The sequence below is a fragment of the Mesorhizobium sp. P2_A8 genome, assembly GCF_056404935.1.
This window is the reverse complement of record NZ_JBFUDB010000013.1, coordinates 114,025-135,755: the sequence shown is the minus strand read 5'-3', so window position 1 is coordinate 135,755 and position 21,731 is coordinate 114,025. Positions and strand designations below refer to the sequence as shown.

Annotated in this window: 15 protein-coding genes and 1 pseudogene; 8 read left to right on the top strand and 8 right to left on the bottom strand. The window is 59.0% G+C overall.

Features of this window, described 5'->3' with window-relative positions; genetic code table 11:
- Positions 1-94: 94 nt before the first annotated feature.
- From AC1D10_RS32650 to AC1D10_RS32640, 3 genes are all read right to left on the bottom strand, one after another.
- Positions 95-3,160: a TrlF family AAA-like ATPase gene (locus AC1D10_RS32650; RefSeq protein ID WP_477279079.1), complete on the bottom strand. Its 3,066-nt coding sequence runs from the start codon at positions 3,158-3,160 to the stop codon at positions 95-97.
- 812 nt (positions 3,161-3,972) lie between these two features.
- A complete protein-coding gene (gene scpB / locus AC1D10_RS32645) occupies positions 3,973-4,680 on the bottom strand; it encodes an SMC-Scp complex subunit ScpB (RefSeq protein WP_477278974.1) in 708 nt (235 codons plus the stop codon).
- 2 nt (positions 4,681-4,682) lie between these two features.
- Entirely contained in the window at positions 4,683-5,639 is a 957-nt protein-coding gene (locus AC1D10_RS32640; protein ID WP_140662135.1) for a DUF1403 family protein, read from the bottom strand.
- 125 nt (positions 5,640-5,764) lie between these two features.
- Between AC1D10_RS32640 and AC1D10_RS32635 the strand changes: the two genes are divergently transcribed.
- Entirely contained in the window at positions 5,765-6,970 is a 1,206-nt protein-coding gene (locus tag AC1D10_RS32635; RefSeq protein WP_477278971.1) for a site-specific integrase, read from the top strand.
- A gap of 39 nt (positions 6,971-7,009) precedes the next feature.
- Here AC1D10_RS32635 and AC1D10_RS32630 read toward each other — a convergent pair whose 3' ends face one another.
- Both AC1D10_RS32630 and AC1D10_RS32625 read right to left on the bottom strand, forming a co-directional pair.
- Entirely contained in the window at positions 7,010-7,528 is a 519-nt protein-coding gene (locus AC1D10_RS32630; RefSeq protein WP_477278969.1) for an RES family NAD+ phosphorylase, read from the bottom strand.
- Positions 7,525-7,914, bottom strand: coding sequence for an MbcA/ParS/Xre antitoxin family protein (locus AC1D10_RS32625; RefSeq protein ID WP_006339603.1), 390 nt, complete (start codon positions 7,912-7,914; stop codon positions 7,525-7,527). Before AC1D10_RS32625 ends, AC1D10_RS32630 begins: the two co-directional genes overlap by 4 nt.
- Positions 7,915-8,034: 120 nt before the next feature.
- On the opposite strand from AC1D10_RS32625, the pseudogene AC1D10_RS32620 reads away from it, so the two are divergent.
- The 7 genes and pseudogenes from AC1D10_RS32620 to AC1D10_RS32590 form a co-directional block, all read left to right on the top strand.
- A pseudogene (locus AC1D10_RS32620) lies at positions 8,035-8,741 on the top strand (hypothetical protein); the annotation flags it as partial.
- Positions 8,742-9,355: 614 nt separating this feature from the next.
- Positions 9,356-10,564 carry a plasmid partitioning protein RepA gene (repA, locus tag AC1D10_RS32615; RefSeq protein WP_477278967.1) on the top strand — a complete coding sequence of 403 codons (1,209 nt, stop codon included), beginning with the start codon at positions 9,356-9,358 and terminating at the stop codon, positions 10,562-10,564.
- A gap of 70 nt (positions 10,565-10,634) precedes the next feature.
- Entirely contained in the window at positions 10,635-11,621 is a 987-nt protein-coding gene (repB, locus tag AC1D10_RS32610; RefSeq protein WP_477278965.1) for a plasmid partitioning protein RepB, read from the top strand.
- A gap of 154 nt (positions 11,622-11,775) precedes the next feature.
- Positions 11,776-12,981, top strand: coding sequence for a plasmid replication protein RepC (repC, locus tag AC1D10_RS32605; protein WP_477278963.1), 1,206 nt, complete (start codon positions 11,776-11,778; stop codon positions 12,979-12,981).
- 238 nt (positions 12,982-13,219) lie between these two features.
- On the top strand, positions 13,220-14,341 hold the full coding sequence (locus AC1D10_RS32600) for an RHE_PE00001 family protein (RefSeq protein WP_477278961.1): 1,122 nt from the start codon (positions 13,220-13,222) through the stop codon (positions 14,339-14,341).
- 201 nt (positions 14,342-14,542) lie between these two features.
- The gene (locus AC1D10_RS32595; protein WP_477278959.1) at positions 14,543-15,625 is read left to right on the top strand and encodes an AAA family ATPase; all 1,083 of its coding nucleotides are present in this window, start codon (positions 14,543-14,545) and stop codon (positions 15,623-15,625) included.
- Positions 15,625-17,982, top strand: coding sequence for a S8 family peptidase (locus tag AC1D10_RS32590; RefSeq protein WP_477278957.1), 2,358 nt, complete (start codon positions 15,625-15,627; stop codon positions 17,980-17,982). The genes AC1D10_RS32595 and AC1D10_RS32590 overlap by 1 nt, the downstream gene beginning before the upstream one ends.
- Positions 17,983-18,248: 266 nt before the next feature.
- Here AC1D10_RS32590 and AC1D10_RS32585 read toward each other — a convergent pair whose 3' ends face one another.
- The 3 genes from AC1D10_RS32585 to groES form a co-directional block, all read right to left on the bottom strand.
- Positions 18,249-18,452 carry a hypothetical protein gene (locus AC1D10_RS32585; RefSeq protein WP_477278955.1) on the bottom strand — a complete coding sequence of 68 codons (204 nt, stop codon included), beginning with the start codon at positions 18,450-18,452 and terminating at the stop codon, positions 18,249-18,251.
- A 372-nt stretch (positions 18,453-18,824) separates the two neighbouring features.
- Entirely contained in the window at positions 18,825-20,471 is a 1,647-nt protein-coding gene (gene groL, locus AC1D10_RS32580; protein WP_477278953.1) for a chaperonin GroEL, read from the bottom strand.
- Positions 20,472-20,534: 63 nt separating this feature from the next.
- Positions 20,535-20,831 carry a co-chaperone GroES gene (gene groES, locus AC1D10_RS32575; RefSeq protein WP_006203049.1) on the bottom strand — a complete coding sequence of 99 codons (297 nt, stop codon included), beginning with the start codon at positions 20,829-20,831 and terminating at the stop codon, positions 20,535-20,537.
- Between the last annotated feature and the right edge of the window lie 900 nt (positions 20,832-21,731).

Here is a 21,731-nt window from a genome sequence, read left to right as displayed (position 1 = left end):
GTTCATCCGGCAATTGGCATCTGCCCCACTGATCAGCTCTGCACCCCATATGCACTCTTCCCATCCGGCAGACATCGTGCTCGGAATTCAGTTCTCAATGGTACTTCTGTCCTCTGTTATCGAATGCAATCTTTGTTCCCTCCAGGACGTCAACGACGGCTCTATTCATGATCCCGTCTTCGATCGAGCCTGACTGATAGGAAATTCGCGCGCCGTTCTTCCTGTCGAATGTTGCGTGTATAATCTGCTCGGCATCGCACACCACCGCCAAGTTTGGATTGTGCGTGACCATGATGATCTGTCGGGCTTTCTTTGCTTCATTGAGGACCGGCACGAGCAGGCTTACGACCGTCTCATTGTCTAGATTTTCCTCGGGCTGATCGAGCACTATTGGGTTTCGTCCCTTGTCAACCAGCAGATAGAAAATCAACAGCAAGGCACCTCGCTGCCCGGGCGACAGCTGTTCAATCTGCGTGTCTTGAAAGAGCAGAGTGTACTTCGGTTCCAGATACTGAAGACCGAAAAGGTAATTGTAGACCTCTGCCGGCTCCTTGTCCTTGCGCATAAGAATCCTGATCCCTGGTACATTGCTCGCCGCTTTCTCAGCGCTCTCCGTCAGGAGGGTAGCCATATCCTCGCCAAAGCCCGTCGCATCGGCCGCACCCTCGAAACGATATTTCTCGAACCTGCTTCGGACCGCGATGAAGCTCTCGTCTTCGCCACGAAGCTCGCCGATATTCTGCTTGATGGCACTGAATAGGTTGGTTGCAATGGCGTCAGGTGAGCCTAGGAGCTTGGCTTGGAATTGAAGCTTGTATTCGTCTCGAATTAGAGAATTGCTCTGTATCAAATTTTGCAGCGGCGTGAACAACTCCTCCCGAGCAGCTCGCTGTTCTTCCAGTACCGAAAAGATCTGAGCGGTTACCTCCCGGCGCGATGCCCGCTTTTCCGCAAGCTTCGTTGGCAGCTGGTTTATCTGAGCCACCCTTAGCTTTAGTCCTTTGAGGCTTTCAGGCTCGGTTTCCGAACCTTCAATCGCTTCCAGTGCGGTTTGCCATTCCTTGAAGGCTTGTTGGTTCGCTTGGTACTCCTGCTGCGGCTCGTTCAATTTTTCAGAAAGCCGCTTCTGCTCCGCAACCAGCGCGGTCTCGGTCGTAGCCGCGCTTTCAACGTTTTTTGTGATCGTTTCGTCGCTGTTGGCCAGCGTCTGCTGGTGCTCTGTCAGGACGTTACGATTGACGGTCAGCGTGATCAGCTCTTCTGCTTTCAAACCCATGGTGGCAAGGTCGTCGGCGATCTCGGACACGAAGGCGGCGAGTTGCTTCTCAAAAAGCGCGATGCGCTCGCCGATATTACGGATTGATCGCTGCTTTTTGCCGATAATCTGCCTGTCATCTGCAGCCTTTTTGGCGTCATTCTTCAATTGCTCCAGCGCCGCGCCGATCTCGGCAAGTCTGGTGCTTGCCTGCTGCTGATCAGCCGTGAGTTGGTCCGTGGGCTGCTCGACTAAAGATGGTTTAATTGCGCTGTGTTCCTCAATCTGCTTCCCCTTAAGCCGGATCTGCTCCTCGATGTGTTTTTGCACATTGGGGTGAAGCTGATCTTCGATCTCCACAATATGCTCGTTGAGCGCCCGCAGCGATTTGCGAAGTTCATTCGCCCGAGCTCGGAAGACGTTTTCTTGCTTGTCGATGAGCTGGTCGAAGCTCAGGGCCTCAAGGCGCACGTTGTTGGGTACGTGTGAAAAGATGACCTCTCGGAGTTCCTTTTCGAACTCGTCAGTCTTGCCTGACACATGATCATTGCACAGAGCTTCGAATCGGCCTTGGGGTATGTAACGAACGAGTTCGACCCGTTCGGCCGACGGATCGTCGGCAAGGCTCATGACACATGGATCGCCAGCAAGCCAAGAGAGTTCGCCAACGAACTGGCGAGCCGGCTCGCCTGCTTTCCCGCGGAATCGATCGCGCTTCAGAAACGAGAAGTGCGCGCTTTGCTGGGAGTTGCCCAGCAAAGCTAGGATATCGGCGAGCGCGCTCTTGCCGCTTCCCTTATTGCCGATGATCGCAACGAGGTCGGGGTTCAGAGGGATCTCTGTTCCATGCAGCCAGGTGTCGGCAAGTGTGCTATCAGGTGTCTTATCTACGCGGATTCGATCTATGTAGAACGTTTTGTGCTGGTTGATGCGCTCCAGCTTCGGTGGCCGCTCACCTAGAAACGAGCGCTTCGCGGGTTCTCTCAGCGCCTGCAATAAGCCCTTCCACGTCGGATCAGTCTTGATCCAAGTACGCTTGCCAGACGGAAAGTCGCCGTACCCGCGCTTATCGTTGGTCCCGTTTCCCCGGAAGCAATGAGCGTCGCTACCCGACACGGCAAGTCGGGGGATGCCCTTGAGTGCGGCCTGGAAGTTGCCAAGCCATTTCTTGTTGATCTCTGTCTCAACACCACAAAACGCTGCCCAGAGATCGGGCCTTCTCGTCTCAAAGATTGGAGACGATTCGAACAAGCCCAGCGCATAGGCGTAATGGTCCGTCCAGTTGACGGTGTCGAGACCATCGTTTGTTGAGAAGGGCATAAAGCCAACTGCCCGAGCTCCGGGCACAAGACGGATTGCCTCCTTATAAGAGTCGACATTCACTTCTGCGATTTTGCAGCCCGCGATGAATGCCTCCGCGTCGTTCGACGCAACTTTGTTTTTCTCAAATCCATGTTTGGCCAGTTTGTCTGCGCCAGCATATCGTGCATACTCGATGAGCGCATCGTGAGACAGGGGCTGATTGATCAGTTCGAGCTTCAACCGGGAGAGAAAGTCTCTGAGATGCTGATCACTGATCTCATTGGAGAAAAGAACGTGGGCATTTAGTCGTCCCTCCATCGGCGCCGCCAAACGGAGTTCGATCCCAGGGAAAACAGTTTTCATTAACACTGGCGCAGCGGAATGAACTTGCCGCGCTTTGAGTGCGAACCAACCGTCGAATGTCCAGTAATCCATGAGCCCAAACGCTATCGGATTAACGTCATTCAGGGCGCGGATCATCTCATCAATGAGCTGATCGTTTCGAGCTTTATCCGGCCCGAACCCCTCGCCGTCCCAATGGAATGACGCGGGGGAATGTACGTGCAAGTCCCACTCACGCCATTCAGACCCTCTGGAGTACATCTTCAATAGCCCTCCGGATAAAGGCGTTAACTCGCCCTAATCCCCCATTCTCTTTCAAAACTATTTACACGCGTGTCGCCCTATTTCTTCTATGAGGGCGGACTAGATTCGGCAAGCAGGACACTCTAGCAATTCTCCACGCCCTCTCGTCGCCACGGCAAGACGAGTCGCTTTTCTGTCGCGCTTCGACATCTCAACTGCGAGATCGATGAAGCCTTTGCTCGACCCGAGCGCTCGCACGACGTCCGCGACGACTTGGGGCTGGCCACGCACAAGTTTGATTTCGCGGTCGTTCCGGCTCATCGATTTGACCGGTGTTCCGGCAGATCGCGGATCCCATAGTTCACGTCCTACCGGCCACGAGTGCGGCCTCATACCAGTCGAGCCTAGATCAGGTCCGGCCGCCCGTCCAAAAGTTGAGCGCCCGCGGGCGCGTGGGCGCCGCTGAGCATCTTCGCTAGCGTGGCAGTAAAGCATCGATCTCGGCAAACTTTTTAGCCAGCAGATCGTCGTGAGCATCATCCCGGACATCGGCTTCATCGATAGTTTCCACAACGCCCCCTCCAATGTCCGAAAGATGCCTGCAAATTTCGGACTAGGTCTACACAACGGTCGCCCGACGCGCTGTCTCGCGGCATCCTGTTCTCGTCGGTGCGTCACGCCGGCGGCACCAATCTAGTGGTCTTTCCGGCCAATCTTGTCGATGGCGATCATGTCGCGGTTCACGATCCCGATAACCGGCTCCCGCACGACCAGTCGTCCTGGTCCTGAGTCATCGACTGTCTCTGGGATCGCAACGCGACAACGCCCGCTCACGACACCTGGTCCTCAACGACATCGTCCTCGCCGTCGCCCCTCGCGCTCGCCAGCCCGGCTGGAATATCGCCGGCCAGCAGCTTTTCCTTTGACAGGAGGCCGGCGTCCTCGAGCGCCTCGAAATCCGGCAGCTGGCGCAGCGTGTCGAGCCCGAACTGCGACAGGAAGTTTTTTGTCGTCACATAGGTGTAGGGGGCGCCCGGCTGCGGGCTGCGCGGCCCGGAGGCGATAAGATCCTGCGCGCGCAGAACGCCGATCAGATCGCGCGACACCTCCTTGCCGAAGAAGGTCGACAGCTCTGCGCGGGTGATCGGCTGGAAATAGGCAATGCACATCAACACCAGCGCCTCGGATTGCGACAATTCTTTCGCACCCTGCCCCGCAGGTGTACCGAATGCGGCGTGGATGATGTCTCCGAAGGCTTTCTTGGTCCGGTGCTGCCAGCCGCCCGCGACCGCGACCAGCTCGTAGGGGCGGCCGGCGAGCTCGGCGCGGATGTCGTCGATGATCAGCTCGAGATTGCAGTTCTTCCCCACCACCCGCGCGAGGACACTACGTGTCACCGGTTCGCTGGCGGAAAAAATCACCGCTTCGACCCGGCCCATCCATTCGCGCCAGCGCAGTTCCGCCGGCAGATGTTCCAGTTCGGTGTCGAGTAGCGCCGGCTGATCGTTTGGATTGCGGCGGGCGGACGCTTCGCTCATCGCTACAGCCCGAACAGCCGGAATGTGGGGCGGCCGGAGAGCTCGCGCACGGCCTCCAGTTGCTGCAGCCGTTCGAACAGCCGCCGCGATGCAAAGCGCGACAGATTTTTCGTCGTCAGCGATCCGGAGACGGCGTCTTCACTGAGCAGCAGAAAGATTACGTCGCCGGCGCCTTTGGCGCGCAGTTTCGGCGCCACCGCCAGGAGTTTTTCGGCCCGGCGCGACAGCTCGGCGGCCAACCGACAAGCGTCCGCGGCGGCCGCAACGAGCGCGATGCAAACCGCCCGCTCAAAATTCTTGTCCCCGGGCCGGATGCGCCGGCCACCACCGGCCTCGGTGCGGAAGGATGGTCCAAAAACCTGCGCCATTAGGAGCGGCAGGGGCTGCGGCCAGCCCAGGCGTTGCGCCAGTACCAGGTCGGCGAGCCACCAGCCAAAGAGCTCGGCATCGGGACGCATGGCGACGACCTCAGCGGCGATCGCCGCGGCGTCGAATGGCGCCGACCGCTGGGATACCGCGAGTTTTTCGATCTGCGTGCAAAGGTCGGCGAGCGCGTCGCCGTCCCAATGGAGGCCAAGCTGGTCGAGTATCTTCCCGAGCCGGCCGGGCGTAGCGGCGGGCGGCTGCCTGGCCAACTGCCGCCAGGCGCCAAAGACGGCGCCGGCGGGACCGGGATCAGCACCTGGGGGACGCAAATGCCAGGCATCGCGCAAGGCGGCCGCATCCTCGGCGCGGCCGGCGAGCCGCATGCTGGCGGCGGCGCAGCGAAGCGCCAGCCGCTGCCGCCAAGCGCCGGCCCAGGCAGGCTGCGCGCGGGCGAGCGTGTCGAGGGCACCCAGGGCGGCGCCGGCCCGGAAGGCGGCGTCGCCGTCGCTCGGCGCGCCAGCGCTTGTGATCGCCCAAGCCGGAACGGAGGGCGGCGCAGAGGATCTGGCGGTCGCGGGATCGAGGCGAATCATGATTTGGAGGGTAAAGCGTCGGTGCGCTTTGCGCTACGCTTGTTGCGCCAAAACGCACAGCCTGTCGAGCGGCCAAAACGAACGATAATGTTGCATTATCGTTCGTTATTGCGCTACAAGGACAAATGGCCGTTTTCGAAGAGCAGAAGCCCGAAAAACACGTCGACCCGACCTCCGGACCGTCCCACAGCACGGCCGCCGTCATCGATCATTCCCCAGCAGAGGCGATCGTCGACGATCTCCCCGATATCATCGATGACGTGCTCGTGCTCGCCATGGGACTGCAGGCGGACGATCTTCCGCGGGAGAACACGGCACCGGCCGTGCAGCCAATTTCTGGCCTTCCGGCTCATCTGGAAGGGCTCGCCGAGCGCGCTCGCGATTACGTTGAGGCAGCAAGCTCGGCCAACACCCGGCGCGCCTACGCCGCCGACTGGAAGCATTTTTGCGCCTGGGCGCGCCGCCAGCATCTCGATGTGTTGCCGCCCGATCCGCAGGTCGTCGGCCTCTACATCACCGCCTGCGCGTCCGGCAAGGTAACGGGCGACAAGAAGCCGAAGGCGGTCTCGACGATCGAGCGACGTCTCTCTTCGCTGACCTGGAATTTTTCTCAGCGTGGCCAGCCGCTGGACAGAAAGGACCGGCATATCGCCACCGTCATGGCCGGCATTCGCAACAGCCACGCCTCCCCTCCCCGGCAGAAGGAGGCGGTGCTGCCCGAGGATTTGTTCGCTATGCTGGAAACGCTCGACCGCGGCACGCTGCGCGGCCTGCGCGACCGCGCCATGCTGCTGCTTGGCTTCGCCGGCGGCTTGCGCCGCTCCGAGATCGTGGCTTTGGATGTCGGCCGCGACCAGACCGAGGACGGCCGAGGCTGGATCGAGATCCTCGACAAGGGCATGCTCGTTTCTCTTCGCGGCAAGACCGGCTGGCGGGAGGTCGAAGTCGGGCGCGGCTCGTCCGATGCCACCTGCCCGGTTGTCGCCGTGCAGACCTGGCTCAAGCTCGCCCGTATCGCGCACGGTCCCCTCTTCCGCCGCGTCACCGGCCAAGGCAAGGCGGTCGGCGCCGATCGGCTCAACGACCAGGAGGTCGCGCGCCTGGTCAAGCGCGCCGCTCTCGCCGCCGGTGTCCGCGGCGACCTCTCCGAAGGGGATCGTGCAATAAAATTCTCGGGCCATTCGTTGCGCGCCGGTCTTGCCTCATCGGCCGAGGTCGACGAACGCTATGTGCAAAAACAACTCGGACACGCCTCGGCGGAAATGACTCGCCGCTATCAGCGCAGACGCGATCGCTTCCGTATCAATCTCACCAAGGCGAGCGGACTATAGGCCGGCCACGCCCCTCCCCTTCGGATGCGGAGAAGTGCGTTATCGCCAGGATAGCTGGTCCGTCGGCAGCCGACCACTCGGGTCGAATACAGTTAGCTTGTGCGGCAGATTTGGACCCCAGTCCCAAAGCACCAGGTTGCGATCCTCCATCTCGGCGCTCGGCGCGAAACTTGGGACCACAATGCCGGCAATGTTTCGAGACCGCAGCCGGTCGTAGATGGACCAGGACGCCGGGCGCTCTCCGTCGCTAAGCGCCGTCGCCCAGGCGCAGGCCATGTCTTCGAGCGCGATGGAAAATTCTCCCCTCGCCTCGTCCGTTGTGAGATCCACGATGTCATCGCAGTCGATCTCATAGGAACACAGCACGCAGGGATCGATGCGGTGCGCGAACCCCTGGTTGGCTTCCTTGACCGCTGTCATGATGGTCAGCGCCAAATAGAGCGCCGGCACGCCTTTGGGATTATATCGCGCACCTCTGATCGCCGCTCCTTCACCGGAAGTCGGCTTGAATGCCCAACGTGGATCGTGTGCGCGGTAGCAGGTACCAACGAACCTCAAGCGAAACCACCAACGGCCATGTGATCGAGATAATCACGGACCGCAGCTGCCTTGCCATCCTTCACCAGCGCTTCAGCAGTGCGTCCGCCAAAAGCTGGAAGCGGCTGAGCCCGGTACCAAGCCATCGCCTGCTCCTTGCCGCCCGCCCAATCCGTCACGCGACTGATGATCTCGAGCATTTCCCGCAGACGCCCCTGTGTCTTAACCGTAGCGCTGCGCTCTGAGCGATAAAGGGTCTCGCGAGCAAGACCGGCGGTCTGGGCCAACTGGCCCTTGGACATGCCAAAACCGTCCGCGACCTGCTCGATCGCAATCTTCCCGTTCCGGTCCATATAGGACAAGATGAGAGGTCCATTCTGCTCGGGGATCTTGAGTGCATGGGCCACAGAATTCATCCTACCATATTGAGAGTCATATTTCTTGTGCAAAATATATGGCAGTTCTGGGCAGCTTTCAAGCTCGGCACCGAACCAATTCGAGGTGCTCCCTAGCACGGAGCGGATTGAGCCGACCGTGCGCGCGACTATGTCGAGGCAGCAAGTTCGGCAAACACCCGATGCGCCTATGCCGCTGACTGGAAGCATTTTTTGAGCCCGGTGCGGCATCAGCCGTGTGATCCGCAGCCGCCAGACCCACAGTTCGTCGGCCTCAACATCACGGCCCAGGTCTCGGGATCGGCAAGGGACACAAGTCGGCGTCGACCATCGAGTGCTGCCTGTCGTCGCTGACTTGGCACTATACGCAACGCGGTCGACCGTTCGACCGAAAGGACCGGCATATCGCCACGGTGCTCGCCGGCATCCGCAACAGACGCCTCCCCTCCCGTCAAAAGGAAGCCATCCTGCGCGACGTTCTTCTCGCATGCTGGAACCGCTTGACCGCGGCACCTGCGCGGTCTGCGCGACCGCGTCATGTTGCTTTTGGGCTTCGCCGGCGCCTTCCGCCGATTCGAAATCGTCGGCCTTGATATTGCGCGCGATCAAAAGGACGGTGTCGCGGCTAAAAGTTTTCTGGCGATTGGCTGCGCGCCGGCCTCGCCTCCTCCGCCGAGGTCGACGAGAACTATGTGCAGAAGCAGCTCGGCCATGCCTCGGCGGAGATGACACGCAGGTATCAGCGGCGGCGTGGCCGCTTCCGGGTCAATCTCACCAAGGCGTCCGGACTTTTGAAACACCCCTCCCTTTCCCCGTTTGAGGCGGCTGCGCGAAGGTAGCTTAGAAACGACAGGTCTTCGCTAGAGTGGGCCTTTTTCGTCCAAGCCGTATCAAGAAGATGCGACCAGGCATCTGTTCGGGGACCATCTTCGACGGGCGACGAGCGCTGTTCACATTTTCGTCTGGTGAGCGAACTCGACACCATTATTCCGTCCTGACACTTAGCGTTTATCGTGATCTCGACGGGCTGATGAGCACTGCRCCCTCTCCTCAGAGGAGCTATCAGCTGGAATGCTTGGCTTAGCTTATTCAAGGGAGGCGAAAGATGACATGACCACCATGCAGTCGGGTCATCACGTGGTGGCGTTCGATCGGCAGATATTCGTTAGAAGCTTAATTTAATATTGTGATCACTTGCCAGCTCTGGCACCGGTGCGAATCGCCATGGAGCCGATAAGAACTTGTGCGACGCCTGGGTAAGCAGGATTTGTCCGCAGACAAAATCGTCGAATTGTGTAGCGTATTCAGTTGCATGAATCATATCCTGTGATCCTATCCGTGATCATTAAGCTTTTGTTAACTTTAAATTTCTTGCCCGGGCGAACGAATCGGACATAATGACGGTTGCTTGGCGCTTTCACGTCAAAAATCGTTTTTAGAGAGTCTCGATCGAATGAACGTCAGTTCGCCCGTTCCGACGAAAATCCCGCTGCTGTTCGAGAAAAGCATCCTCGATCAGGGCGACCAGATATCGAAAAAGTTGCACCTGCTTTCGATGCAGCGCTTCCCTCCCCACGCAAAGAAGAATCTTCGTTCGTTCTCGCTGGCTGAGGTTGCCACGTATCTGGGGGTTTCCCAAAGTCATCTGAAGAAATTGCATCTGGAAGGAAAGGGACCGGTGCCTGAAACCTCGACGTCGGGCAGGCGCTCATACACTGCTGAACAGATGCTTGAGCTGCGCCGGTATCTCGACCAGTACGGTCGATCAGATGCCCGCATGTATGTTCCTCATCGGCGGCCGAGCGAGAAGCTTCAGATTTTAGCTGTGGTTAATTTCAAGGGGGGCAGCGGGAAGACCACTACCGCTGCCCACCTCGCCCAATATCTTGCGCTTACCGGGCACCGTGTCCTAGCTGTCGATCTCGATCCGCAGGCGTCGCTTTCTTCGTTGCATGGGTTCCAACCTGAACTCGACCAGACAAAATCGCTTTACGACGCAATCCGCTATGACGACGAGAAAGTGCCTCTCTCGGAAATCATCAAGCCGACGAATTTCCCGGGCTTGGATATCGTCCCTGCGAACCTAGAGCTGCAGGAATTCGAATACGACACGCCTCTGGCAATGACGGACAAATCTTCGAATGTGGGCAGGGCGTTTTTCACGCGCATCTCAAAGGCATTGATGGAGGTCGACGATTGCTACGATGTCATAGTTATTGATTGTCCGCCGCAGCTTGGCTACCTGACGATCACCGCGCTGACCGCGGCGACTTCAGTGTTGATAACGATCCATCCGCAGATGCTCGATGTTATGAGCATGGGCCAGTTTCTGCTGATGCTCGGGAACATCCTGGAGCCGATCAGGGCGGCCGGTGCCGAGGTGAATCTGGAGTGGTATCGCTATCTTGTTACTCGATTCGAACCCACGGATCAGCCGCAGGCGCAGATGGTGGCGTTCCTGCATACGCTGTTCGGCGAATTCATTCTCAAGAACCAGATGCTGAAATCAACGGCGATCTCCGATGCGGGGATTACCAAGCAGACCCTCTACGAAGTCGAAAAGAATGCAATGACCCGTTCCACGTACGAGCGGGCAATGGAAGCCTTGGACGTCGTAAATGGCGAAATCGTCGCTTTGATTCATGACGCATGGGGGCGTTGAAGTTGTCTGCTGACAAAAGTGGATCTTTTCCAAATGTATTCAATGGACTACGCGCTATCTGGAGGTAAATATGGCACGTAAGAATCTTCTTGCAGGCCTCGTAGAAGCGGAGACCGTCGACCGGACCTCATCTGCCTCCGCTGCGGCATATCCGATCCGCGGCGCGTCTAAATCCATGATCCGCTCGGTCAACGAGTTGGCAAAGCAAGCGGATGCGTATCTTGAGGGCGAGCATGTCGTCGAACTCGACCCAAGCGCAGTCGACGGCTCTTTCGTTTCCGACCGCATGGGCGACGACGAGGAGCAGTACCAACGGCTGCTGGAAGCAATTCGGGAGAGGGGGCAGGATTCTCCCATACTTGTCCGTCCGCATCCGGGCTCCGACGGCCGCTACATGATCGTCTTCGGTCATCGCAGAGTCCGAGTTGCCCGCGAACTAGGACGGAAGGTGAGGGCGGTCGTAAAGGAGATCGACGACAAGACCCATGTAATTGCTCAGGGGCAGGAGAATTCCGCTCGGGCAAATCTCAGTTTCATCGAGAAGGCGATGTTCGCAAAGCGCCTTGAGGATTTGGGGTACGACAGAGATGTGATCTCGTCAGCACTGGCCTCGAACGCCGCTGCGGTCTCGAAGATGGTATCAGTTGTCACAAGAATTCCGGCATCTGTGATCGGCAAGATTGGATCGGCTACGTCTGTAGGCCGCGAGCGGTGGGTTGAGCTGTCTCTGCTCGCCGGCAAGAAATCCGAAATGGTTAATGCGATGTTGTCCGACCCAGAATTCGGCGAGTTGGAAAGCAACGAACGCTTCGAAAGGTTGCTAGCAGGCCTGAATGCGAAGGGGAAGCCAGTTCGCAAGGTAGCTGTGAGGTCCCAAGCACAATCCTGGGTCCCCGAGGACAAATTAGTTAGCGTCAGCGTCAAGAAGGCAGGCAAGGCCATCACAATCGCCGTGAAGGAGATAGACGGCAGCCGCTTCGGGACATGGATTTCCGACAATCTGGGCAACCTTTATGAGGCGTTCAGAAAGTCGGACAAGACATCAACAGGAGACTGAAACCGCAAAAGAAAAAGGCCCCCGAACGTCACCGTCGCGGAAGCCCTTCTCGTCTGTCGCAAGCTGAGAATCGCATTTCCCCGAATCACTGTCAAGAGTCATTGGCGTCGTTTTGGCGAGCAGGTTTCTTTTGCCTGATAGAGGGTGAAAGAAAATGGAGACGGGTATTGCAACGACGCCCTTTGGGCGGCGGCCGATGTCGCTTGCCATGCTGGCAGCGCAAAACGATTCACGTGAAATCCCCAAGGGCAGGGTCGTCGACAAATGGCAGATCTACCGCAACCTGTGCGAGGGCAAGAGCGTCGTCGGCATTGGCGATCGCGCTTTGGCCGTGCTGAATGCGTTGATATCATTCTATCCTGACAGCGAATTGAGTGAGGAAAACGACCTCATCGTCTTTCCCTCGAACGCACAGCTGTCGCTCAGGGCGCACGGAATGCCTGAGCCCACCGTCAGGCGGCATCTGGCCGCTCTTGTTGACTGCGGGCTGATCATCCGTCGGGATAGCCCGAACGGCAAACGTTACGCCCGCAAGGGCCGGGGAGGGGAGATCGAGGAAGCATTCGGCTTCTCCCTGGCGCCCCTGCTGGCCCGTGCATACGAGTTCGAGGCGGCGGCCGAGCGTATTCGCGCCGACAAAAGGGCGCTCAGGCTTATGCGCGAGCGGATCACCTTGCACCGCCGTGACATCCACAAGCTGATAGAGGCGGCCCTTGACGAGGATGTCCCGGGAGACTGGGGAGGCCTGTGGAAGCGTTTCCGCGGCGTTGTGGAGGCAATTCCGCGCCGAGCTTGTATTGCCGAGCTCGAGCCCATCGTTGCCGGTCTGGCCGCCTTGCGTGATGATGTGGATAAGCTGCTGGAAATCCATATGAAATCCACGAATCCGATTGGCAATGACTCTCAAAACGAGCGGCAACAATCTGATTCAAATACCGACTCTATCTTTGAATTTGAACCTGCTTTAGAGAAACGCGGGGCGACGGCCGAGCCCAGGACGATGACCGCAGAGGCGCCGAAAACATACCCGCTGGGGATGGTGCTGAAGGCCTGCCCCGAAATTGCGGATTATGCCGTCGACGGCATCGGCAATTGGCGCGATCTCATGATAACCGCCGCCCAAGTGCGGGGATATCTGGGTGTTTCGCCGTCAGCGTATGCGGAGGCTTGCCACGTGATGGGCCAGGAGATCGCGGCGATCGTGATTGCCTGCATTCTGCAAAGGGCGCACCACATCAACTCGGCCGGCGGCTATTTGCGGGTACTGACCGAAAAAGCGACGGCAGGGCAGTTCTCAGTCGGGCCGATGCTGATGGCGGCACTGAAGGCGAATGGCGTTACGGCGAGGATGGCAGGATGAGAAATGCGAGCGCCGCACACTTGATAACCGTGCCAGGTCGTATTTGTCGACGCGCCGAGGATGGTAGATCCGCACGGGACGTTCCGCACAGCGACGACAACTCCGACTGTCAGGCTGCTGGCGTTTTCTGCCAGGACAGGGGAGGGGACTGCCACGACGGCCTCCGCCAGAAAATTGCCGATGAGTCCAGCTAACAGCGAGATAGCTTGACTAACGCGAATCAGCGATCATGAAAACAATGGCTTACGACATCGGTCTTCTGTCCCTCGACACCGTCATAGTGCCTGTCGCGAAGGCGACCGAAGCTTTGGCGCGTCTCGACGAACGCCTGGCCCGTTCCCCGGTCCGAGCCGGCTTTGTCGAACGCCAGCATTTTGCCGATGCGGCCGCCGCGCTCTGGCTTGAAGGCGAGCTCGTCCACCTCGAGGATTTTGTCCTCCATGACGCCCATATGGACATCCGCACCCCAACCCACGAGCTCACCCGGGCACATACAGTCCTACGAACCCGCCGGCGCATTTTTGCGCAGAAGGCGGACTGGGCGCTCACACGCGACGGTTTTTTGGCCCTGACCGGCCGGGGCGGCGCGATGCCGGCACCGGGACAAAAAAGCGGGGAAGGGGACGGGGCCGACACCAGCTCTGTTGAAACCGATGGTCGGGATGAGGCTGAGGACGACTTGCTGGCTGAAGAATTTGCAGAGATCGATGCTGTTCTGGCACGCTCCTCGAAGATTCTAAGAGGCGCCGAAGTGCCTCGAAACGGGGAAACGTCGCTTCATGACCGGTTAGCCTTGATCTACGATCTCGACTGGAATGAAGAAGAACGGCTTGCTGAATGGCAGGCCGTTGTCTCCGGAACCCGCGATCTGCCGGTCGTGCTCCGCGGCGCGATCCTCCTCGAAGCCTGGTACGAAATCGAGGTGCTGCAACATGGCGCCTGGCTCGGCCCACTCCTCGTGGCTGCGCTGCTACGGCAGGAAGGTCTTGCCGCCAACCATCTCGCCAGCCTGCATCTCGGCGCCAAGAACATTCCACGGGAGCGGAGGCGTGCGCGCAATCGCTCTGATCGGTTGTTGGCTTTTGTGGACGCCATCCACGACGCAGCGCTCGCCGGTTTGAAGGAGCACGATCGGCTGGCGATGGCCAGAAACCAGATGGAGCGACGGCTCAAGCAGCGCCGTGCCAACTCGAAACTTTCCCAACTGATTGAGCTTGTGATGTCGCGGCCGCTTGTCTCCACCGGCCTGATCCAGGACGGGCTAAAGGTGACAAAACAGGGGGCGCTCAACCTGGTCGGCGAACTCGGCCTGCGCGAGATGACGGGGAGGGGAAGGTTTCGCGCGTGGGGGATTATTTAGAAGGGACTCACTGCGACCGCATTTCTCCGGCACGGCGACGACCGCCCCTGTCGGGAACCGGCAGTAGAGATGGCGAATTACACGTGGACCGTTCGTCACTGGGTTTCGAAATGCTGGTCTATTAAGGAGTTTTGGCTATAGAGTGTCTCAGGCGTTGACTTGCCATGGTCGCGCTGGTGGGGGCTCGGGAAGGTCATTACAATGGCGTCGGCACAACAACTGATCGGGCTCGTGAAGAGCCACGCCGAAGGTGATGAAGGGCGGTTCTTCGACCTTGCGATGCAGCTTGCTGCAGCCGAGGAACAGAAGGGTCATGCCCGGCTGGCCGAGCAGTTGCGCCAATGGGCTGAGGCTGGTCAGCACCCTCCGAAGTCTGCGCCGGTCACGCCGACGCCAATCGCGGCTCCGCGTGGCGACTTAGCGGCGTTCCTCAGCGCAAGCTATCCCACAACCCGGTTGAACGATCTGATACTGCCAGTGCATCTGGGAGATGAGCTCTCCCACATCGTCATCGAGACCCGAATGGCGCAAAAGCTGGAAGAAAAAGGTCTGCGTCCGCGCCGCCGTTTGCTTTTGGCTGGTCCGCCAGGCACAGGAAAGACGCTGACGGCGGAAGCACTCGCTGGCGAGTTGAAGTTTCCGCTCTTCACCGTGCTCCTTCACGGTCTGATTACGAAATTTATGGGCGAAACCGCACAGAAGCTGCGGATGATTTTCGACGCGGTGCGGACAAACCGCGGCATCTACCTGTTCGACGAGATTGACGCGCTCGCGGCGTCGCGAGGCGCGGACAACGACATTGGCGAGGCGCGTCGAATCCTGAATTCGTTCCTGCAGTTTCTCGATGAGGACACAGGCCCGTCGATTGTGGTTGCGACTACGAATCTCCCGGAAATTCTTGACCGTGCCGTTCTGCGCCGCTTCGACCTGGTGCTGCCTTATCAATTGCCTGACGCCGAGGCGATCGAAAAGGCAATGCGCCGCCGGCTGCGAGGCTTTGAAGACGGCGCTGTCGATTGGAGCGATGTGGTGCAACACGCCGAAGGTCTGTCTACGGCCGATGTTGTCGCTGCAGGGGAAGATGCCGCGAGACGGGCGGTCTTGGGCAACTCGAGCGAGATTAGGACTTCTGCCGTGGTCGCATCGCTCGAACGCCGCCGGTCGCTGCATAGCATAGGGGCGGGAACGTATGCCGAGGGACCGACGACACTTCATTCTCAACGCCCTGTCAAAATCCGAAAAGTTCAAGCCAAAAGGCCAGCCAACAACAAAGCATCCAAGTGATGGTTGCCGATCGCCCTGCTCATGCTCAGGCGCTTTTGCAGGCGCTAGATCATCTTCCAGATGTAAAGGCCGAGGGCCTAGCTGGCGTTTACCTTGATGTTGCCGGTCGAGCCGGCGAAGTCATGGTCACCAAAGGTCTCAACGCCAGTGATCTGACGCTTCTTCGTGTCGAACCGGCCCAACCGGCCGCCAATCAACCTCAGCGCGCAACTGTTTTTGCAACCGGCGATGGTTTGGCCAAGCTGCGTCAAAAGATCGAGGATTTCGCACAGAAGAACCGTCCAAAGAAGGATGGCACGGAGGGGCGTCCGCACAATGCCGATCTCGTGCAAAGTATTGGCGCCATCGTCGAAGCAGGGCTTCGCGCTTTATGGCGGAGCCCGGCTACGAAGTTCCCGGCAGGCGATGCCGCTGTTCCATGGGAGTTGTGGCTGGATAAGACGCAGGCCGCGGGATTTATCGGAAACGCTGCTGAGTATGGCGTCGCGGTGGGTGCGGATCGGCTAGAATTCCCCGAAGACATCGTAGTCATAGCGACAGCCACACGAGAAGCGCTTGCGTTGGCCGTGAGGCGGCTCGGCGGCGTTCGGGCTCTTGCAACCCCCACGATCACTGCGGATTATTTCGATGCGATGCCGATTGAGGAACAAGCGGATTGGCTCGACAATTTGTCGGCATGGACGACATTCCAGGCAGTCGATGATCCGAGCTATGTCACGCTCCTAGACAGAGGCGTCAGCCGCGCCCACCCGCTCATCGGACCGGCTCTCCACGCCGACGATAGGCATGCTGCAGATCCCGCATGGGATGTGACCGACTTCGTCGGCCATGGTACGCAACTTGCCGGCTTGGCGCTCTATGGCGATCTGACCGTGGCGTTACAAACAATGCTGCCCATAGAAATTCGACATCGACTGGAGTCGGCAAAGATCATACCAGACGCCGGCCACAATCCTTATCACCTCCTCGGATCATTGACTCGCGCAGGTATCAATGCCGCGGAAGTGATCGGCGATCGACGCCGGACCTTCGCGATGGCAAGCACAACGGAAGAGGATACACCTCATGACGGCGCCCCTACTTCATGGTCCAGCGAAATTGATCAGCTGACGGCGGGCGTCTCGGGAATCAAGAAAACCCAGAGGCTGATGGTGATCTCGGCCGGGAACACGGTCCAAAACATGTTCGGCAACGGGGACTACATCGCTGTGTGCGATCATCCGGACAATGAAATCGAGTCGCCAGCTCAGGCCTGGAACGCCATTTGTGTGGGCGCATACACGGAAAAGAATGTGTTGCCAGCCGGCGAGGCGGGCGTTGCACTCGCGCCAGTCGGGGATCTTGCACCGTCGTCTCGAACCGCAAGCTGGTCCTCGCATTGGCCGCTCAAGCCAGATGTCGTTTTCGAGGGCGGCAACTGGGTGGTCAATGGGCCTCCGCCACCGATGCAGCACTCTGCATTGTCTCTTCTCACCACGGATCATACTTTCCCGAATCGAGCTTTCACCACATGCGGGGAAACCAGTGGCGCCACCGCCCTCGCTGCTCGGGCTATTGCAGACCTATGGTCGGACTACCCGGCGCTGTGGCCGGAAACGATCCGGGCGATCTTCGTATCGTCTGCGCGTTGGACGCCGCAGATGCTTAGCCATCTTCCCGCAAATCCGGCAAAGGGACATTTCAGCCCGCTGTTCAAACGCTATGGTTTTGGGGTCCCCGACATGGAACGGGCTCGCCGAAGCGCTTCGAATGCGCTGACGCTGATCGTACAGGATGTGATTACGCCATATCGCTTGAGCGAGAGCGGTGGCGCTGATCATGTCCACAACGAGATGAGATTGTTCGAACTGCCGTGGCCCGTGGAGGCGTTGCGTAAGCTCGTCAACAGCCCTGTCACTCTTAGGGTCGCACTGAGCACTTTCATCGCGCCCAATCCATCGGAGCCGGCGCGCGGCTCAAAGTTCCGGTATGCCTCGCACAATCTGCGCTTCAAGCTTAATCGGCCAAACGAGAGCCGAGCGGCTTTCATAGCACGTATCAGCAAGGTCGCTGAGCAGACCGAGGAGGAGGCTGTCGACGAGGACGATGGCTGGAGATTCGGGCGCAATCGTCGCGACGTCGGATCTTTGCAAATTGATCAACTCACCTGTCTCGCATCGGATCTCGCTCGCCGCAACATTCTTGCCGTCCACCCCGTTGCCGGCTGGTGGAAGACCAGGGCAATCGCGAATCCACAGGAGCGATCCGTCCGGTTTGCCTTGGTGGTTGAAATCGATGCGAGCGAGGTTGAGGCAAATCTTTACGCGGAGGTTCAAGCGGCGATCGCAGCGCTCAATGTGGCGCAAGCCGTCGTTTAACAGGATCTGAAGCGGCAAGGTTGCTTTTGCTTGAACGCATTGCCGGGTTGCGCGATTGTCGCAGCTGCCCAAATGACGCGAGCACCCCAATGAATCGGACGGGAAAGGCACCTTTCGTGCCGAACGAAATTCATGTCCGGACGGTCACCGATGAGAAGAAGGGCGTTCTAGGCATCCTCTCAATCCAGACGACGGAAGGCCGCTTGGATCTTGCGCTCGATAGGCAAACTGCGGACGCTATCGTGAAAGCTATCAACGCAATCCGGTCAAAATTGAATTCGAACCGCTAAATGGGCCTCATCAGGCCAGACCTGCCTGTCGCCAAGCATCACACGGTAACCATTGCCCAAATGGCTCATAACGATGCTTGCCTCTCCCGCCGAATAGAAGATTGCTATTGCTATGGCGTGATCATCTACGACACGCTCAAGGCGGTAGGCGTCACGGCGCGGATTGTCTTCGTCCACCAACGATAAGGCTCCCCAAGGGAGCATATTAGCCGTCGTTCATGAAGGTTTCGTGAGGTGCCGGTTAGTCAAATATCCTGAGAGTGGCATAGAGCCGCCCTCTCAGCCCATTATTCTGCCACCAACTGCCCCGGTCTCAAGCGATTTGCAAATCCGGTCCGGAAATTGTTGGGTCCCGCTCATCTCGAATCAACCCTGTAAGCGGTCGATTCCTTGGCGATGTAGCTGCCTTACCTCAATCACGACTAAAGCCCCGTCGCCAGCGTTTAGCCATCGGGTCGTGGTGTTACGGTTATGCTGGGAACTCGGTCCGGATCCGCCCAAGAAAAGGGCGGCATTGCTGCCGCCCTTCGGGAATGTTGAGATGCGTGGACCTTAAAAACCCATGCCGCCCATGCCGCCGCCGCCCATGCCGCCAGGCATGCCGCCGCCAGCCGACTCCTTCTTGGGAGCCTCCGCGATCATGGCCTCGGTGGTGACCAGCAGGCCGGCGACCGAAGCCGCGTCCTGGAGAGCCGTGCGAACGACCTTGACCGGATCGACGATACCCATGGCGATCATGTCGCCATATTCGCCGGTCTGGGCGTTGTAGCCGTAGGTCGCGCCCTTGTTGTCGAGGATCTTGCCGGCAACGATCGAAGCTTCCGCACCGGCGTTGGCCGCGATCTGGCGGGCCGGAGCCTGCAGAGCGCGACGCACGATGTTGATGCCGGCGGTCTGGTCGGAGTTGGCGCCGACAGCCTTGATGTTCAGCGAAGCGCGCAGCAGAGCGACGCCGCCGCCGGGAACGATGCCTTCTTCGACAGCCGCACGGGTCGCGTTGAGGGCGTCATCGACGCGGTCCTTCTTTTCCTTGACTTCGACTTCCGTCGCACCACCGACGCGGATCACGGCAACGCCGCCGGCCAACTTGGCCAGACGTTCCTGCAGCTTCTCCTTGTCGTAGTCCGAGGTGGTCTCCTCGATCTGCTGCTTGATCTGGGCAACGCGGCCCTGGATCTCGGCCTTCTTGCCGGCGCCGTCGACGATGGTGGTGTTCTCCTTGGAGATCGACACCTTCTTGGCGCGGCCGAGCATGTTCAGGCCGACGTTCTCGAGCTTGATGCCGAGGTCTTCCGAAATGACCTGACCACCGGTGAGGATGGCGATGTCTTCCAGCATGGCCTTGCGGCGATCACCGAAGCCCGGCGCCTTGACGGCGGCGATCTTCAGGCCGCCACGCAGCTTGTTGACGACCAGCGTGGCCAGAGCCTCGCCTTCGACGTCTTCCGAGATGATGACCAGCGGCTTCGAGGTCTGCACGACAGCCTCGAGGATCGGCAGCATGGCCTGCAGGTTCGAGAGCTTCTTCTCGTGGAGGAGAATGTAGGCGTCTTCCAGATCCGCAACCATCTTGTCGGCGTTGGTGACGAAGTAGGGGCTGAGGTAGCCGCGGTCGAACTGCATGCCTTCGACGACTTCGAGTTCGGTCTCGGCGGTCTTGGCTTCCTCGACGGTGATGACGCCTTCATTGCCGACCTTCTGCATCGCTTCCGCGATCATCGAGCCGACCGAGGAGTCGCCATTGCCGGCGATGGTGCCGACCTGGGCAACCTCTTCCGAGGTCTTGATCTTCTTGGCGTTCTTGATCAGCGTCGCGACGACGTCGGCAACCGCGAGATCGATGCCGCGCTTCAGGTCCATCGGGTTCATGCCGGCGGCAACCGCCTTGTGGCCTTCCTGGACGATCGACTGCGCCAGAACGGTCGCGGTCGTGGTGCCGTCGCCGGCGATGTCGTTGGTCTTCGAAGCAACTTCGCGGACCATCTGCGCGCCCATGTTTTCGAACTTATCTTCAAGCTCGATTTCCTTGGCGACGGTGACGCCGTCCTTGGTGATGCGCGGGGCGCCGAACGACTTGTCGATGACGACGTTGCGGCCCTTGGGGCCGAGCGTGACCTTCACCGCGTCGGCGAGGATGTTGACGCCGCGCAGCATGCGCTCGCGGGCGTCGCGGGAGAATTTTACGTCTTTGGCAGCCATGTTTTAGCTCCTGGCAGGGGCTTGGGATCAAGCCCGAAATTCAGTTGACGGTGAGGCCGATGATCAGCCGATGATGCCCATGATGTCGGATTCCTTCATGATCAGAAGGTCTTCGCCATTGAGCTTGACTTCGGTGCCCGACCACTTGCCGAACAGGATGCGGTCGCCAGCCTTGACGTCCAGCGGGACCAGCTTGCCGGCTTCGTCGCGGGCGCCGGAACCAACGGCGATGATCTCGCCTTCCTGCGGCTTTTCCTTCGCCGTATCCGGGATGATGATCCCGCCGGCGGTCTTGGATTCGGATTCGACCCGGCGAACGACCACGCGGTCATGAAGCGGGCGGAACTTCGACTTTGCCATTTTTTGGATATCCCTGGTACGGAGGTTGAGCGGTTCTCCGTTGCCGGAGAGCGGTTAGCACTCGGCAGAGGAGAGTGCTAACGTGGCGGTGAGATAGGCCACAGGCTGGTGCTAGTCAAGACGGAAGAGGGGACGTGCAAAGGGCATAAGATTTGCAATCGGCGCGCGGAAGCATACGACAGAGGGGCCCCGGGGATAACCAAATCTGCGGGTCACTTGCAAAGCGTTTCGTGATTGCGGTAGCGCGACATCAGAGCCGTTTCGGCATCCAGGCGATGCAGTGTTCGAGGCGTTCCAACCGAGCCTTCTGCGAACGAAGCTCGTGTCCAAAATTAAGCAAATTGGACTTGCCTTTGGAAGCGGCCGCATTGATCAGTTCGCACTCAAGCAACGCAATGCGATCTCGCATCTGCTGAGCTTCAGCCAGCCGTATGCTTTTAATCCAACCTAGCCCACGCATATTCAGTCGTCACCGTCCATGCAGCGCGGGGTAGCATCTGAAAACTAACCCCGGCCGATTCGAAAAACTCGAATTTTAACCGTCGCTAAAATTCACCCCTCTGTCGGTCATGTTTGCTCGATGGCTTGTCCGCTACCTTGCTCTTCGAGATAATTTTAATCGACGTGGTGACGGCCTGTTCAGCGCGCATGTCTAAGGAAACGATATGACGCCGCGCACCAAGCGTATTGTAGGTAAATCACTGGTCGTGACGATCATTGCGATCGTCGCGACCTTTGGCCTGTCGTTTACGGCAAGACTTGCCCTGCAGATGCCGATCGACTGGCTGAGTTGGGTGGAATGTACCTTCATTCCCATTCTGATCGGAATGCCGGTCAGTGCCTACATCTTCACCCAGTCGGAAATGATCCAGGATAGTTGTGGCAAGTTGGAGAAGTCCC